At 43.6% G+C, this 16,298-nt stretch carries 14 protein-coding genes; 11 read left to right on the top strand and 3 right to left on the bottom strand.

Annotated elements, in window-relative coordinates:
- The first annotated feature begins 2 nt into the window (after positions 1-2).
- The 10 genes from rimO to EHO59_RS13360 all read left to right on the top strand — a co-directional run bounded on the left by rimO (position 3) and on the right by EHO59_RS13360 (position 10,477).
- Entirely contained in the window at positions 3-1,328 is a 1,326-nt protein-coding gene (rimO, locus tag EHO59_RS13405; protein ID WP_135588878.1) for a 30S ribosomal protein S12 methylthiotransferase RimO, read from the top strand.
- Complete coding sequence (gene pgsA, locus EHO59_RS13400) at positions 1,325-2,059, top strand: CDP-diacylglycerol--glycerol-3-phosphate 3-phosphatidyltransferase (RefSeq protein WP_135588876.1); 735 nt, start codon at positions 1,325-1,327, stop codon at positions 2,057-2,059. The genes rimO and pgsA overlap by 4 nt, the downstream gene beginning before the upstream one ends.
- The gene (trpD, locus tag EHO59_RS13395; RefSeq protein ID WP_135588874.1) at positions 2,049-3,059 is read left to right on the top strand and encodes an anthranilate phosphoribosyltransferase; all 1,011 of its coding nucleotides are present in this window, start codon (positions 2,049-2,051) and stop codon (positions 3,057-3,059) included. Before pgsA ends, trpD begins: the two co-directional genes overlap by 11 nt.
- A gap of 57 nt (positions 3,060-3,116) precedes the next feature.
- Positions 3,117-3,455: a preprotein translocase subunit YajC gene (yajC, locus tag EHO59_RS13390; RefSeq protein ID WP_135588872.1), complete on the top strand. Its 339-nt coding sequence runs from the start codon at positions 3,117-3,119 to the stop codon at positions 3,453-3,455.
- 39 nt (positions 3,456-3,494) lie between these two features.
- Positions 3,495-4,208 (top strand): SRP-less Sec system protein, encoded by a 714-nt coding sequence (locus EHO59_RS13385; protein WP_135588870.1) that lies wholly within the window; start codon positions 3,495-3,497, stop codon positions 4,206-4,208.
- A 10-nt stretch (positions 4,209-4,218) separates the two neighbouring features.
- Positions 4,219-6,165: a protein translocase subunit SecD gene (gene secD, locus EHO59_RS13380; RefSeq protein WP_135588868.1), complete on the top strand. Its 1,947-nt coding sequence runs from the start codon at positions 4,219-4,221 to the stop codon at positions 6,163-6,165.
- Positions 6,158-7,096, top strand: a complete 939-nt coding sequence (gene secF, locus EHO59_RS13375; protein ID WP_135588866.1) for a protein translocase subunit SecF — start codon at positions 6,158-6,160, stop codon at positions 7,094-7,096. The genes secD and secF overlap by 8 nt, the downstream gene beginning before the upstream one ends.
- The gene (locus EHO59_RS13370; protein WP_135588864.1) at positions 7,093-8,484 is read left to right on the top strand and encodes a bifunctional diaminohydroxyphosphoribosylaminopyrimidine deaminase/5-amino-6-(5-phosphoribosylamino)uracil reductase RibD; all 1,392 of its coding nucleotides are present in this window, start codon (positions 7,093-7,095) and stop codon (positions 8,482-8,484) included. The genes secF and EHO59_RS13370 overlap by 4 nt, the downstream gene beginning before the upstream one ends.
- A complete protein-coding gene (locus EHO59_RS13365) occupies positions 8,469-9,074 on the top strand; it encodes a riboflavin synthase (RefSeq protein WP_135588862.1) in 606 nt (201 codons plus the stop codon). The genes EHO59_RS13370 and EHO59_RS13365 overlap by 16 nt, the downstream gene beginning before the upstream one ends.
- A 197-nt stretch (positions 9,075-9,271) precedes the next feature.
- Positions 9,272-10,477, top strand: a complete 1,206-nt coding sequence (locus EHO59_RS13360) for a bifunctional 3,4-dihydroxy-2-butanone-4-phosphate synthase/GTP cyclohydrolase II (protein WP_135588860.1) — start codon at positions 9,272-9,274, stop codon at positions 10,475-10,477.
- Between the two features lie 11 nt (positions 10,478-10,488).
- On the opposite strand, the gene pdxH is transcribed toward EHO59_RS13360, so the two are convergent.
- From pdxH to EHO59_RS13345, 3 genes are read right to left on the bottom strand one after another with little or no spacing between them, the layout of a single operon-like run.
- Positions 10,489-11,130: a pyridoxamine 5'-phosphate oxidase gene (gene pdxH, locus EHO59_RS13355; protein WP_135588858.1), complete on the bottom strand. Its 642-nt coding sequence runs from the start codon at positions 11,128-11,130 to the stop codon at positions 10,489-10,491.
- Between the two features lie 6 nt (positions 11,131-11,136).
- Positions 11,137-11,982 carry a prepilin peptidase gene (locus tag EHO59_RS13350; protein ID WP_135588856.1) on the bottom strand — a complete coding sequence of 282 codons (846 nt, stop codon included), beginning with the start codon at positions 11,980-11,982 and terminating at the stop codon, positions 11,137-11,139.
- Positions 11,983-11,990: 8 nt separating this feature from the next.
- Positions 11,991-13,109: a pyridoxal phosphate-dependent aminotransferase gene (locus tag EHO59_RS13345; protein WP_135588854.1), complete on the bottom strand. Its 1,119-nt coding sequence runs from the start codon at positions 13,107-13,109 to the stop codon at positions 11,991-11,993.
- 147 nt (positions 13,110-13,256) lie between these two features.
- Here EHO59_RS13345 and EHO59_RS13340 point away from each other — a divergent pair, with 147 nt between their 5' ends.
- Positions 13,257-16,289: an AAA family ATPase gene (locus EHO59_RS13340; protein ID WP_135588852.1), complete on the top strand. Its 3,033-nt coding sequence runs from the start codon at positions 13,257-13,259 to the stop codon at positions 16,287-16,289.
- The last annotated feature ends 9 nt before the right edge of the window (positions 16,290-16,298 follow it).

Below are 16,298 nucleotides of genomic sequence, written 5' to 3'. Positions count from 1 at the left end.
GTTTGGAAAAGAGGTTCTATATAACAACTCTTGGATGTCCTAAGAACACAGTAGACTCCATGAGTATGCACCATTCTCTTTTGGAAGAGGGATTTCTTCCGGCAACGAGTCCGGAAGATTCCGATTTCCATTTGATCAATACTTGTACTTTTATCCGATCTGCGACCGAGGAAACCATCCAGACAATTCTGGGTGCGGCTCATACCAAGAAGCAAGAAGGCCAGAAGTTAGTCGTAGTAGGTTGCTTCGCGGAGCGTTATCCTAAGGATATTTCCGCCGAGATCCCTGAAGTGGATCTTGTATTCGGAACAGGAAAGTATTCCCAAGCCGGAAAAATCATCAAGGAAGCGTTCCGAAGGGAGCTTTCTTCTATTACAAAAACTGAATTTAATTCGGATCTGTTGGAGAGAATGATACTTTCTCCCGAGATAGAGAATTATTCCAAACCCTACGCGTATGTAAAAGTTTCCGACGGTTGTAATCGAGGATGTGCATTCTGCATTATTCCTTCCCTTCGAGGCAAATTTGTGGATTCTCCTTTAGAAGAGATCCTAAAGGATACTCGTAGAGCAATCTCTGCCGGCGCTAAAGAGATCTGTCTTGTTTCCCAAGACACTGTGTACTACGGAAAAGATAGCGATAAGCTTTTAGATATGATCCGCGCAGTATCCGATGTGGAAAATCTGGAGATATTAAGACTTTTATACTTATATCCGGACAAGAAGACTGAAAAGATACTTCGTTTGATGGGAGAGATTCCTAAGATTGCTCCTTATTTGGAATCTCCTTTGCAACATGTTTCAGAGAGAGTATTGAAATCCATGAACCGAAGCGGAGGTTATTTTGCTTTTAGGGATCTGTATTCTCTCGCAAGAGAAGTCCGCCCGGATCTGGAGATCAGGACTTCTTTCATTTTAGGATTTCCGGGAGAAACCGGAGAAGATGTGGATGAGATCCTTCGCTTTGTAGAAGAGACTCGACCAGAAAAACTGAATTTATTCTCTTATTCCCCGCAAGAAGGGACCAAGGGTGCAGAGGTCTCTCAGACCGTTTCCGAAAAGGAAAAAGCGAAACGGATCAATCTGATCAGGGACGCTCATTTGAAAATACTGCAAGAGATCCACGAGTCCAGGATCGGAAAAACATATCCTGCAATTGTCGACGGAGTCGAAGAAGGAACTGCAATTGTGCGCCGTTTCCAAGATGCTCCTGAGATCGACGAGGTTGTGTATGTCGAGGATCCTTCTCTGAAGCCTGGAATGATAGGTAAAGTGAAAGTGGAGTCTTTTTACGAATACGATATGATGGGAACTTGGTTGGCATCTTGAATCCGAATATAAACATACCGAATACTCTTACTGTACTCAGAGTGGTTTCTCTCCCGCTCTTTATCTGGTTCTTGTACCAGAAAGAGCAGGCGTTTCATATTGCCGCCCTAGTCTTGTTTTCTTTGGCCTCTCTCACTGATTTCGTGGATGGCTATATAGCCAGAAAATACAAACAGGAAACTGAGTTCGGAAAATTCTTAGATCCGCTTGCCGACAAGATCATAGTCGTAGGCTGTTTTACTACATTCATTTTTTTGCATGAACAAATCGAGCTCTGGATGGTGCTTCTCATTGTAGGAAGAGATATGTTGATCACCACTCTTCGCTATCTTGCGATTCGTTTGGGGCAATCCATTCGGACTACAATGCTCGGAAAGGTAAAAACAGCATTTCAGATGGGAGCAATCATTCTCATCTTGGTCTTTTTTATTTTAGTATCTTCTAAGAAGAGGATTATCATCAACGAAGTGTACCAAAGCGGAAAGGCAGGTGGCGAGACCGTATTTGGGATCGCTTCCGAGAATGCCCTGGCATTCTTTCAAGCCTGGAAGGAGAATGGAGCACCAGGATGGAGTGATCTAGTCTTCGGCTTAGGCGGATTTGTGCCTTACTTCGGGATGCTCATCACTACCTTTATCACTGTGCTTTCCGGAATACGTTATTTGGTTTCGAATCGAGAAGTGATCCGCTTTGCTTCTATACGGAGGGCATTCGGCAAAAATGGAAATTAGACAGGCAATCGTAAAAGTATTAGAAAGAAAACATCTGGCAGTTCATGAGGCAGAGGCGGTGCTGAACGCTGTCATGAAGGGACAGGTGTCTGAAATATTACTTTCTTCTTTCGTGACTGCGATGAGAGCAAAGGGAGAAACTGTGGATGAACTTCTAGGTTTCTGTTTCGCTCTTAGAAAGAATGCACTGAAACCTAAGACTGCCTTTCCATTCGACATGCTGGATACCTGCGGGACAGGAGGAGATGGCAAGGGGACTGTGAATATTTCTACCTTAGCCGCTTTGACTCTCGCTTCCTTGGGGATCAAAGTTGCGAAGCATGGGAACCGCTCCGTTTCTTCTCATACAGGTTCGAGTGATATTTTAGGAAGGCTTGGTTATAATACTGAGAAGACCCAGGAAGAAGTGGAGTCTCATCTTCTTTCTAGCGGATTTACTTTCTTATTCGCGCCTCTTTGGCATCCTTCTATGAAGTTTGCAGCGCCTATCCGTAAGGAATTAGGTTTTAGGACCTTCTTCAATATGATTGGGCCTTTGAATAATCCTTTCTCTCCTCAGTACCAGATCATCGGGGTATATGAGCCAGAGCTAATGGAGACTTTCATTCGAGTGCTACAAGGCTTGGGCCTGAAGAGAGCTCTAGTATGTCATTCTAGAGACGGATTGGATGAGTTTTCTATTTTTGAAAAAACGGATTATACTCTTTTGCAAGATGGGGTAATATCCAGAAATGATTTCGATCCGAAGGAACTGAAGCTGGGAGATTTGAATCCAGCTGAGGTTTATACTTCCGGACCGGACCAGGCAGAGTCTTTGGCTAGAAAGATTTTGGAAGGGGAGAAGATCGCAGGTACGTATGCGGTGGCATTGAATGCTGGAGCGGGACTTTTCGTCATGGGCAAGGCAAAATCATTGCCGGAAGGCTACGAGATCGCTTTAGAACAGCTTAGTTCCGGAAAAACAGGGGACTTCTTCCAAAATTTAATTACCAAAGGATAGGAAAGGAAAATACTGGTCCCAAAACGGACTTAAAGATTAGGAATCAACCAGGTTAGTATGCAATTCGTTACCAATTCATTCTTATTATTCGCGCAAGCGGCAGAAGGCGCAGGACAAAGCGGCGCTCTGAATATGATCACTCTCGTTCCATTGATGTTGATCGTGATGTACTTCATCGTGATCCGTCCTCAGAGAAACGAAGAGAAGAAAAGAAAAGCAATGATCGAAGCCCTACAAAAGGGTGATACCGTGATCACTTCCTCAGGAATTCACGGCAAGGTAGTGGAATTTAAGGACAATAATGAAACAGTAGTCCTTGCGATCGCGAAAGATACCAATGTATCCTTCAATTCCAGCACCATTTTAAAGAAGAAAGAAAAAGAGAAAGAAGCCTAATTGGCTACTTTCCGATAGGTATAGTAAACCGGTGCACCTATGAAAAAGATCCTATGCCTCCTTCTATCCTTAAGCCTCGTCCTGCCTATCTTCGGGCAGGATGGAGAAGAAGTCGATTTCTTGGACAAGGTTTCCGAACCCAAGAAGACCACTTCCGTCGCTAAAAAGACTCCTCTTGCCAAGACTTCTCGAAAAAAGAAAGTAAAGAAGAATTCAGGCAAGAAGAAGAAACAGCTAGAGGCCAAGAAGGATGAGTTCGAGTCCAAGGACGGAGAACCCAAAAAGAAAATAGAATCCGAGATAGCGCCGGATGATCCAGGCCAAGGAAAGAATTCCGGAACCCCTGATGGAGGAGAGACTTCTACTTCAGATAGAGGAACCAAGGAGATCTCAAATCCTGAGGCAGCTGCAGATCTACAGAAACCGTACTGGCTCAACGAAGAAACGAACCTTACTCCTAAGAATCTTCCTGGATATGATGCGAGAGCTTCTATTCCGAACGAAGACAATTCAATTCGCCAAAAGTTAGGAGAGATCCTGAAACTAGGCGACGACAAGAAGAAGGAAGAGGAGAAGAGAAAGGCTGCCGAGCAAAAAGACCAGGGAGCCTTAGCTGCATTCTTCGCTGAGCATAAGAAAGGCATAATATTAATAACTATTATCATAGCTTTTACTCTGTATCAATTCAGAGCGAAAGGAAGTCGAGTCACTCGACGTTCTCCAGTGACAATTAATAAAGTGAGAAGAGACTAGGAGTCCGAATTTGAAATCTGTTCAATGGATTTTCGTTCCAATCATAGTGGTAGCTGCGTCTTTGACGCTTCTCTATCCTAACTTCGCAGAAAGGGAATTGGAACTTGCAGTAAGAAAGGAATTTAAAGATCTACCGGAAGCAACCCGCAAAGAAGCTTTGGAAAGCTTTGCGGATCGTTGGAAAACAGATTATAATCCGAAAGGTGCTTGGTCCATTGAGCCTGATCCATCCATTTTCCCGGATCAGGATTTTTATCTGGTAAAAGGAAGATTCATCACTTCCGCCAAGATCAATCAGATCTCTCAAGAAAACCAAGATCTTATATTAGAACCTAAGAATAAACTTAGACCTACTTGGGTCGAAGATTTCATTTTCGGAGGAAGACCGCTTGCGATCAAGCTAGGCTTGGACTTGCAAGGAGGGATGAGAGTCGTCCTAAAGGGAGACTTCGAGGATTATACATCCAAACTAAAGGATTCCTACGCAAAAGAAATCGAAGAGCTTACTAAGAAGAAGGCGGATGCCACTCTTGGAGAAAAAGAAAAGAAAGAAGCCACCGATAAACTGAAAGAGATCGAAGGTTATTTCGAACTTACTCCGAGCAGAAAACTCGCAGAGTTGGAAAAAGCTAAGCTCATCATAGACAACCGTCTTACTAACCAAAACTTGACAGAGCCTCAGGTTCGTATCCAAAAAGATCAAGATTCTATCGAAGTCTCTTTGCCTGGAGTAAGCAACTCTTCTCAGATCCTGGACATTATCCGAAATACGGAGACTGTCGAATATAGATTGAGAGAGCCTGGTCGCGATCCGAACAATCCGAATCTAAGAGGACAATACCAATCTGCTATCGATGCGGAGGAAGGTAAACTTCTAGAACAGGAAAAGAGAGAAGAGACCGAGATCGTTAAGTTTCAGAACATAGTGAAACAGAAACTCGGAAAGGCAGAGCAGGATAAATTCCTCGAAGCCATGGAAAAGAAATACAATGTTCCGGAGAAGTATAAGCTTTACGTAAAATGGAATCGTTCTGCGAATCCTAAGGCCCCTCTACTTCCTCGTGAGTTCGTGGTCCTGGAAAGAGCAATCGCTCTGGACGGAAAGGACATGAGAAACGCGAGAGAAAGCTACGACCAGAACAGGCTTTCGTATTACGTTTCCTTCTCCTTAACTTCTCAAGGTGCGGAGAAATTTTTTGATATCACTTCTAAAAACGTAGGAAGACAACTTGCAATCGTATGGGGAGACAAGGTCATTTCTGATCCGGTCATTCGTACTCCGATTGCAGGTGGAAATGCTCAGATTGACGGAGAGTTCGGTCAGAAGGAAGCTACCGACCTTGCAAACGTGATCAGTGAGGGTGCTCTTCCGATTCCTCTAAGCGTTTTGGAAATGAGATTTATCGGACCTACTTTGGGAATTGAATCCATTGAAGTGGGTTTGAAAGCGGTGCTCTTGGGGTTTGCTCTCGTCATCGTATTCATGCTCATTATCTATAGATTGTCCGGACTGGTTGCAGATATCGCTCTTCTTGTGAACGTGATCGTTCTAATGGCGCTTCTCTCTCTGATGGGATTCACTTTAACCTTACCAGGATTTGCAGGGATTATCCTAACAGTCGGTATGGCTGTGGATGCAAACGTGATTATCTACGAAAGGATCAAAGAGGAATTGGTCGCCGGCAAGCATGTATCTGCAGCGGTGGCCCAAGGTTTCGAGAACGCATTCTGGACCATTATGGACAGTAACGTTACCACGTTGATCTCTGGGATCTTAATGATCAAACTCGGAAACGGGCCGATCAAAGGATTCGCGATCACTCTTTGTTGGGGTATTATCACTTCCTTGTTCACCTCTCTCTTCTTGAGTAGAATGATCATGGATATCCTGGTAAACAAGTTGGGAGTTCGCAAACTCCAAATCGGATTCAAGAAACTGGAGTCCAAGAATGTTTGATTTTATAAAATATAAATACGTATCTATTACCTTCTCTGCTATTTTAATCCTGATTGGGTTCGGGGTTACTTTCGGGAAATACGGCGGTTTCGCTACATCATTGGACTTTGACGGGGGACTTCGCGCAGTTGTAGAATTTCCTGCAACAGTAGAGCGTAAGAACCTAGAGGAATATTTCTCTTCTAAGAATCTGGAAGCAGTTCTCGTACTCATGGACAAGGACAAGAACGATTATCAGATCGATATCGGTCTTGGTTCTGTGGATAGGATCAAAGAACTCTATCTGGAAAGAAAAGGAAAAGATAATGTAGAAGCAAAACAAGCCTCTGCTATCGATGCACTGATCGGGATCCTACAAGAGGATTTCAAACTGGACAAGAAGGCGATCCTTTCTGCGAACCAAGTAGGTTCCGTAGTAGGAGCTGAGTTGACTTCCACAGGGATCTCTCTCTTGGGGCTGACTCTTTTCTTCATTATGATCTATTTGAGTTTCCGATTCCAATTCAAGTTTGCGTTAGGAGCGATTTTAGCTCTGATCCATGACTTGGTGATCACGATCGCTTTTATCGGATTCTTTCAGATCAAACCGAGTGTTCCTATCATTGCGGCACTTCTGACATTGCTCGGATATTCCATCAACGATACCATCGTGGTATTCGATAGGATCCGTGAGAATGCAGGAAATTTGAGAGATACATTCTCCCAAGTGATCAATATTTCGATCAATCAAACACTTACGAGAACATTCAACACTTCCGTGGCGACCCTGATCTCAGTAGTTGCGATCATTATCGGAGGAGCAGTAGAGTTGTATGATTTTGCATACGTTCTTACCTTCGGGATCATACTCGGAACTTTTTCTTCAGTGTTTATTGCTGCGCCTCTCGTAGATATTTACGATGCACTTTCCAAGAGGTTTAAACGCTCTTGAGTTTTTCCCTCCCGGATTCGATTCGGGAGGAATTGCTTCGCCTGTCCTTTGCCTCCACAGGCTATTCTAGCCCGAATCCCCCCGTTGCCTGCGTATTAGAAGATGCAAATACGGGAGAGATCTTAAGCAGTGCTTCCACTCGAATCTATGGAGGCAATCATGCAGAAAGAGAAGCCTACAGGATCTTAAGAGAAAAGTTCCCGACTGGAAAACTTCCAGACCACAACGCGTACGTTACTTTAGAGCCTTGTTCTCACTACGGAAAAACTCCTCCCTGCATCGATCTATTCATAGAAGAAAAGCCTAAACGATTGGAATACGGATGGAAGGATCCAAATCCTCTAGTTTCCGAAAATTCAGGCCTTTCTAAATTAAGCTCTCTTGGTATAGAAGTGGTCCAAAATCCAGCGTTAGCCGAAATCTCTTCTCACTTCTTATTCGGTTTTAAGACCAGAGTAGAGAAGAAGCGTCCCGCATTTTTATTAAAGTCTTCTTTGAGTAAGGAAGGCCATTTCAGTTCCGGATCCGGCCAAAGAGAGAAGATCTCTTCTGCTGAAAGTGATTTTTTTCTGACCATGCTTCGTGCCAAGGTGGATGCGATTTTAGTCGGACCGAAAACAGTACAAGTGGACGAACCAGGTCTGGATTTTAGGATTTCGGAAAAATTTCCGCAAGATCTTGAATCTCTAAGATCAGATTGGAAGAAGATTAAATCAAATCTTTCTAAATCTACTCCTATGAGAACGGGTCCTTCTGAATCGGGAAATTCGGAAGTTGGTTTTTCAAAACTTAGAGATCGGAAGAATCCTGCAGAACAGTCACCTTTTTTCGGATTTAGCGGTTTCCTCCAAGAACTACTGAAATATTCCAATGACAAAGAACTCTTTCGTCTTCATTTCGAGAATCAGAAAGATTACCAACCGATTCGGGTTTTCTTTATGCCTGAGGAAGATTTAGTTCCTTCTTCTTTTTTGAAAAAGCAAGAAGAGATCAATTCTGGGATCTCTAAGAAATCTTGTGCCTTCTTCTTGGATGAGAAGAAGAAGTATAGCAATGATTTTCTGAACAAGCTAAGAGAGCTTTCCGATTCCAAGGTAGTGTCTATTTCCTTCTCTGATTCGATTTCAGTTTCCGATCTAGGAAAGAATGTTTTGAAGATCTTAGGAGAGTGGGGAATGAATCTAGCACTCATCGAAGGCGGAAACTTTTTATATAAAACTTTTTCGAGCCTAGTTTCGGAAGAAGACGCAATCTTACAGATTCGCTCGGGAACTGTTTCCATTCCAAAAGGGATCTTGCCTGAATGGAAGGGAGAATTTTCGATGGACTGGACGGTCGATATAGGCCTAGATCATTGGGAGGTTTGGAGATCATGTTCACAGGATTGATAGAGACCACCGGAAAAATAGAAGCTATACAGGACACGGGAGACGGAAAGATTTTCCATGTCTCCACTCAATGGAAGGATCCAGACCTAAAGAACGGGGACTCCATTTCGGTGAACGGTGCCTGTCATACGGTTACTTCCTTCCAAGACTCAGGAGATAAATTCGAATTCTATTCTTCTTATAAAACTTTAGAACTTACTAATTTCGGAAATTTTAAAGTAGGGACCAAGATCAATTTAGAGAGATCTGTCCAACCTCATACTAGAATGGGCGGCCACTTCGTTACTGGCCATGTGGATCTGACCGGAAAGATCCTTCTTTCCGAAGATAAGGACGGAGGAAATGTGAGAAGATTTTTGATCTCGCATGATCCTTCCTTCACTAAATACTTTGCAGTTAGAGGCTCCGTTACTGTGGATGGGATCTCTCTTACCATAGTAGACTCCAAGTCGGGAGAGTTTGAGTTAGTTCTGATCCCGGAGACATTGACCGTTACCAATGCCGCAGAGGCTTGGAAGGTAGGAGCCAAGGTAAATTTAGAAGTGGATCTGATCGCAAGATACCTGGAGCAGATCTCTAAGTTTTCCTGATTGATCCTCCAAAATCCTTTGACCTAAAATTTTTTTTATTTTCGTTCCTCAAAACGAGTCGATCGTTCTGTTTATTTTTGCTTTGTTTTGAGAAAAACGGGGGTCTTGGTTCGAATTCCCAACTATAGAGTTGCACTTTTCGCAATTTTACGGAATTATGAATGGTAAAAAACCAGTCCAAGAAATGAGGTGGAATCATGATCGGCTCCATTGAACAGGCAATCGAAGACATAAAAGCGGGAAAAATGATCATTCTCGTGGATTCCGAAGATCGCGAGAATGAAGGGGATTTGGTTTGCGCGGCCCAATTCACCGATAAGGAAAAGGTCAATTTCATGGCTTCTTTCGGTAGAGGTCTGATTTGTGTGCCTATGGAAGGAGAGCGCCTTCGCCAATTGGGTGTCCACAGAATGGTGGACGATATCAGTTTAGGCGACAAGCACGGGACTGCGTTTACTGTTTCCGTGGATGCTAAAGAAGGGACAAGCACAGGGATCTCCGCTCAGGACAGAGCAACTACAATACAAGTCTTACTCGATCCTAAAAGTACATCTCAAGATCTAGTCAAGCCGGGACATTTATTTCCTTTACAGGCAGTCTCCGGCGGAGTGCTTCGCAGAGCAGGACATACAGAAGCTTCTGTGGATCTTTCTAAGCTTGCGGGACTTTATCCTGCCGCAGTAATCTGCGAGATCATGAATGATGATGGGACCATGGCTAGGCTCCCGGATCTTGAAAAGTTTGCAGAGAAACACAAACTGAATATTTATACGATCGAGGATCTGATCCGCTATAGAAGGAAGAAGGAAAACCTAATTCATCTAGAAGTGGAAACTAGACTTCCTACCGAATACGGAGACTTTACTGTCCGTGCGTATTCTACGATCATTGATGATAAAGTGCATGTCGCGTTAGTCAAGGGCAAGATCGACAAGGACGAGCCAGTGATGGTGAGAGTCCATTCAGAGTGTTTTACCGGAGATATTTTCGGAAGCGGTCGTTGCGACTGTGGCCCACAACTTCATTCCGCTCTTTCTATGATCGCTCAAGAAGGAAAAGGAATCCTTCTCTATATGAGACAGGAAGGAAGAGGCATCGGTCTTATTAACAAACTCAAGGCTTACAATATGCAGGATGAGGGCTTGGATACTGTAGAGGCGAACGAGAAATTAGGCTTCGCTCCCGATCTAAGAGAATACGGAGTGGGTGCTCAAATACTGAAGGATATAGGTGTAGGAAAGATGAAACTTCTCACCAATAACCCTCGTAAGATCGTAGGACTCGAAGGTTACGGATTAGAAGTGACCGATAGAATTCCTATAGAGATCATGCCGACCGGAAATAATCACCATTATCTCTTCACTAAGAAGATGAGAATGGGACATTTGCTCGGACTAGGCTGACATTCGCTGAATTAAGGCTGAAGCCTTTTTCTAACCCAAAGTCCGCCTTCTTTTCGGAATAAGATCCGATCGTGGAGGCGGCTTCTTCTACCTTGCCAGAATTCTATTTCAAAAGGTTCTAATATATATCCTCCCCAATTTTCAGGAAGAGGGACAGATTTACCTTCATACTTGGATTTGAATTCTCCAAACTTCTTTTCTAAAACGGATCTATTCTCTACTTCTTCACTTTGGTCAGAGGCTAAGGCGCCGATCTGGCTGTCGAAAGGTCTAGAATGAAAATAAGTTTCAGAAATCTCTCTGGAAACTTTGGAAACTATTCCTCGGATACGCACCTGTCTTTCCAGTTCAAACCAGAAGAAGACTAAACAAGCATTCGGATTCTTTGCGAGTTCCTTTCCCTTACTGCTGGAATAATTGGTATAGAACTGAAATCCTCCGTTCTCGATCCCTTTTAAAAGAACGATCCTTGCATCTGGAAGTCCTTCTTCGGTTACTGTAGCGAGAGTCATCGCAGTCGGTTCTGCTACCTGAGATTCTATTGCTTGGTCGAACCATTTTTTAAAAAATTCTAAAGGGGAAGAGTCTATATCTTTCTCATCCAATTTAGCCTTGCTGTATTCGTTGCGTATATCCGAGATATTTTTCTGCATGATCTCTTATAGAATGAGATTGAACCATTGGGGAAGTAAACCCGAATTTGCGATCATTCTTGCGAGAAATGTCAAGCCCAGGCTAAGAGAGAAATATACTCCCATTGGAATAGGAACGCCACGAATGCTTTCTCCCTGCTTCCTTTTTAAGAAGGTTACTGCAAGTGCAGTTGCATACGAAGCATTCAAAAAGAAAATCCACCAAGGATGGCCGCTGATAAAAGCAAAGCTGGGGGCAAATATCGCGTCAGCGAATCCCATCCCACTTGGAAAAATAAAATGAGTGAGAAAGAATGCTCCCAGAAAACAACCGAATACGATCCAGTCCGCTTTATCAGGCAAGGAATTGAATATTAAGAAATTTGCAAGTATTCCTAAGGCTAGGATAAAAGGTAGATTCTCGTAATCTAAGGAGAATTTTTGGGAGTCGGTGCTTGCAGACACAAGTAAATGACCGCATAAAGCGACAAATGCAAGAGATCCTAAGAAATTTCCCGAAAGAAAAAAGGAGATCATAAATAGAAATCCGAAGGAGGCCTCACAGAGTGCGTAGAGAGGATTGATCTCGGCGCCGCAGGTCTGGCATTTTTTTCCAACTAACCAATAGCCGAACACAGGCACGAGAGCCTTGCTGCTAAGTTTTGTACCGCAGGATTCACAAGAAGAAGGTTCTAAAAGGATTCTACGAAACCTGGCGAGCCTTGTGCCTTGCTTTCTCTCCCTTCCATAATAGAAACGTAAAATCCTATAGGCGAGGGTAGAGTAGAAACTCCCAAAGGATATGGAGATCAAAAAGCCGCTCAGCCAAATTAAGGGCAGAAGACCTGGAACTTCAGAAATGGATGTCGACAAGAGTCCTCTTAAGAAACTGCTAGTTCTTTCAGGGCTTGGACGCCTCGTTTCAAATTTTCCCATTCGGAGGCGAAACTGATACGAATGTATTCCTTGGAATCCGTAAAGATATATCCTGGGACTAAAATCAGGCTTTTCTCCTTTACTGCTCGAACGATAAAGTCATCGTCCTTCTCCTTGATCTTCAGGAAGAAGTAGAAGGCGCCCCCACTTTTTTTCAGTTCGTAGTGGTCCTTTAGATTATCGTAAACAAAGTCCCTTTTTTCCTTATAATCGTCTATATAAGGTTGCATGTCAGTCTTCAACGCTTCCATTCCCATCCATTGAGTTACGGAAGGCGCGCAAACAAGAGTATATTGTTGTAGGGTAGTTAATGTTTTTATAATAGGAGCAGGAGCAAGGATCGAGGCAAGTCTCAAGCCGGTCATACTGTACGTCTTGGAAAAGCCCGAAAGAGTGATCGCTCTCTCGTAAAAGGAACCTACGGACATGAAAGATTTATCGTAATCGAATTTTTCGTAGATTTCGTCTGAGATCAGGTAGGCTCCTGTTTTTTCCGCAAGATCTGCGAGGGCCGTTAGTTGGTCTTTCTTCAAAACGGTTCCCGTCGGATTGGAAGGAGTTGAGAAGATGATGATCTTCAGTTTCTTATCCTTGAAGCGATCCAGGTCTAACGGTTGAAAATCTTCGGAGACAGTATGCATTTTTCCTCCGTAGATCTTGATGTACGCTGGATACATTAAGAAGTGAGGAGTGACTACGAGACATTCGTCCCCTTCGTCCAGAAGAGAATTGAATAGAAGTAAAAATGCGGAGCTGATCCCGGAGGTGACAAGGATACGTTCCGGATTTGCATAAGGAATTAGATTCTCTTGTTTGTATTTTTGGGCAAGTGCCTCTTTTAGTTCCGGAATTCCTGCAGTCAAAGTATACGCAGTCTTTCCATCTCGAAGAGCTTTTGCTCCCGCTTCTATGATATTTTCAGGGCAGGGAAAATGAGGCTGGCCTATAGAAAGATTGATCGGGTCCTTTAAGGTTCCCGCTAATTCGAAAGCTTTTCGTATCGCAGAGGAATCCAGTCCTTGGATCCGTTGTGCGAGAACATAGTCGAGTGTGCTTTGGCTCATAATAAATACGCTAATGCGAAAGCCTTATGTGGAACAAGCGGATTCTTCAAATTTTGTACTTTCGAAAGGTTTAATTTGCAAACTATTAGTTGGAAGTCCTACTGAATTCGGATTGCATCTACTTACTTCATTTTGGATCTTGGGGTCATGGAAACCGTAAAAATCGCCGGGATCAATGTACCAGTCTCCAAGCTCGGAAATAATTCCGGCTCACTGGGAGCGGACTTAGTAGAAACAGACTCCACAGTTCGCAATCTGCAAAATATTTTATATCCGATCATAGAAGGTCGTCCTGTCCTCCTTGTGGGAGATGCGGGAGTCGGAAAGAACGCTCTTATATATTACATAAACTTTAAACGAAATCATCCGACTGCGAGATTTAGTTTTAACGAAGATACTCTTCCCGAAGATCTGATCGGATCTTACCGACTTCTCTTGGACGGAAAGGGTTTTGCCTGGGGAGATGGACCTCTTACTTCTGCGGTTCGAAGCGGTTCCAGTTTCGTTGCGGACGAGATGAACCTTTGTCCTCCTCATATCATCAAACGATTCTCTACAATCTACGAGTCCAATTACTTGGAATTGATAGAAGGGGACGGCTCCAGGATCCTTGCTCAAAATGGATTCAATTTCATCGGTACTCAAAACCCTTCCGAAGGATTCGAAGGAAGAAAGCCTCTTCCTTTCGATATCACCAGACATTATTCGACGATATTCATAGATCCTCATACTCCGGATGAGATCCTATTCATCTTAGGGAAATTATATCCTCAGATGAACGATGAGATCCTGAAATCCTGCATTCGTATTTCTTTAGATACAGAATCCAGAGTGGTTTCCGGTGCGATCGGAAAAGGAGACCTAGAGAAGTATCATTTCAATATCCGAAATCTCAAAAAAGTATGCAATCGCATCCTGAGCCTGAAGGCGGACAGTCCTGAACTTAGATTTAGAGAGCTTTGGAATTTCTATGTGGAACCTTTCCGTAAGCAGGAAGATCGCCAGGCACAGATCGAACTTCTACTGAAAGAAACAGGACTGAAGATCTCTCCGAGTTTGCCCGAGCCCAAGTTCGAAGTGCATAAGAGCTCTTTATTCTGCAATGATAAGGAAATCCCTGTTTCCAATACGGATCACGCTAAGACAATTCTTTCCAGTGTTCCGCTTCCTTTGAAACTGAGAGAGTTTATTGAGAAAGTATACACTGCAGTTCAATTTAAAGAGAATGTTCTCGTGGAATATTCGGAAGAGCAAGACCCTCAATTGGTCCTTCCTCTATTCACTGAGATCAGTGGAGTTCCTTTGGAAAGCGTTCATCTCTGTAAGGGAATTCATACTGCGGATATTATCGGTGCGCTCAAGCCTATCGAAGGTGCTCAAGTCGGTTGGGTGGATGGTCCTCTTACAAAAGGGATTCGAGAAGGTGGAAATATTCTGATCACGAATTTGGAGGCTGCAGGCGCTGAACTTGTGGAGAAGTTGAACATGCTTACGGACGATGCAAGAGCGCTTGTCCTTCCTCCTGAAAGTTCCGAAGAAAAGCCTCTTTCTCTCAAGGAAGACTCGCGTATCTTTGCACTGAAATTGTTCAGAAAGTCCAAGTCGACACCGACTATCTCTCGTGCTTTCCGAAATCGTTTTACTTCGGTTTTATTCCCGGATCTGGAAGACTCGGAAACACTTCAAGAAATCCTAAACTTCTATCTGCCTGAAGGAGATCTAGTCTCTAAGATGGCTGAGTTCCATACTAAGATCAAAGACTTGTCCAAGAAAAGGACGATTGGTTCTGCGAACCTAATGCCTTATACATTCGGACTTTCTAATCTTCTGCAATGGAAGGATCATATCATTCGATATGCAGATTCTTCTACGGGTAAGGAAGGGATCAGAGAGATCGCTTTCCGAGGCGGAAAGATCGCTTACACCAACCAAGTCTCTGACCCTGGAGAAAGAAAAGAGTTGGAAAGAATATTAGAATTTTCTTTATCAGGAATCGAGATCGTATCGGACTTCTTCCAAACTTTGGAGGAAAAGAAAAAAAAAAGTCTGACCCCTTCGACCGAAATAGAAAAGAAACGCTGGTGGGATCCGGAACTCCATAAGAGAGAACCGATCACCGGAAAGGCGGAACTCAAGAATTCCGGAAGGGAATTGAGAGAAGGGATCGAGATCAATACTCCAGAGACAGGTGGCCAACGCAAAGAAGGTCCAGACGCTTGGTACGGACAAGAGACCAGAGGCAATATGGGTCAGGGAGAGCCTGCAGGCGGTGGCGGTGCTTGGGGTTATCGTACGGAAGAATTGTACAAAGCATTTCTTGCTAAGAGAAGAATTCTCTGGGAATATACTATCCAAACGAGCCTAAAGGAATTCAAAGAGGTATTCGGAAAGAGCTTGGACGAGGTCCAGCTCAATCTGGACAGACTCTTTGATCCGGAGATAGATATCAATCGTATGTATAGAAGCGAGGGAAGCAGGATCGACACTCGCAAATACATCTCCTTCTTATCCGGAAAGGGAGACTCCAAGGTCTTCGATAAAACCACCATTGATAAGGATGAGGAAAAACTAAAAGGAGTCGAAGTTGCCTTCTTGGTTTCCAAGTCCAGAAGGATCTTCAACTTCGAATATTCAGTGGCGACGCTTTCCGCAATGCTTTCTTCCGCAAATATCCTGGATGAACATGATGTGAACTTCTCCGTAACCGCTTATTCGGATAGAATGAACCGAAAAGATCGGATAGATCTTGTCCAAGTCAAACGAATGGATGAGTATTTCGATGAGAAGAAGGAAGAGGAGATGTTCGATTCTCTTAGGAGCGATTGGCAAGGGGATTCAATCGAGGAATACCAGCTCTTAGAGCAGATAGAATCCTACTTTTCGCCGGATGCCCAGACGAAAATACTGGTCATGATTTCGGATTTTAGAGGCCAGAGAGGGAAGACAGAGCTCGAGCATGAGATCAATTCCCGAGATAATAAGCGTCTCAAAGCCGAGATCTTAAAGCATTCGAATAAGAATTACGTGTTTCTGGGTGTGGGACTGGGCCGAAGATATATTGCGGAGCATTTATTTCCGGATTCTATCCAGATCACATCTGAAAACTTCTACAATATGCCGAATTTAATCGGCGCAGAACTGGGAAGGTTGATCCTTACACACCATTCTTCCCGGAATTGATCTGCGAGC

The sequence above is a fragment of the Leptospira semungkisensis genome, assembly GCF_004770055.1.
In the GTDB taxonomy this organism is placed as follows: domain Bacteria; phylum Spirochaetota; class Leptospiria; order Leptospirales; family Leptospiraceae; genus Leptospira_B; species Leptospira_B semungkisensis.
This window is presented reverse-complemented; position numbering and strand designations above follow the sequence as displayed.

Coding starts and splice junctions, on each gene's coding strand:
- trpD (WP_135588874.1), top strand. CDS start 2,049: ATGGAAATTAGACAGGCAATCGTAAAAGTATTAGAAAGAAAACATCTG.
- yajC (WP_135588872.1), top strand. CDS start 3,117: ATGCAATTCGTTACCAATTCATTCTTATTATTCGCGCAAGCGGCAGAA.
- EHO59_RS13385 (WP_135588870.1), top strand. CDS start 3,495: ATGAAAAAGATCCTATGCCTCCTTCTATCCTTAAGCCTCGTCCTGCCT.
- secF (WP_135588866.1), top strand. CDS start 6,158: ATGTTTGATTTTATAAAATATAAATACGTATCTATTACCTTCTCTGCT.
- EHO59_RS13365 (WP_135588862.1), top strand. CDS start 8,469: ATGTTCACAGGATTGATAGAGACCACCGGAAAAATAGAAGCTATACAG.
- EHO59_RS13360 (WP_135588860.1), top strand. CDS start 9,272: ATGATCGGCTCCATTGAACAGGCAATCGAAGACATAAAAGCGGGAAAA.
- pdxH (WP_135588858.1), bottom strand. CDS start 11,130: ATGCAGAAAAATATCTCGGATATACGCAACGAATACAGCAAGGCTAAA.
- EHO59_RS13345 (WP_135588854.1), bottom strand. CDS start 13,109: ATGAGCCAAAGCACACTCGACTATGTTCTCGCACAACGGATCCAAGGA.
- EHO59_RS13340 (WP_135588852.1), top strand. CDS start 13,257: ATGGAAACCGTAAAAATCGCCGGGATCAATGTACCAGTCTCCAAGCTC.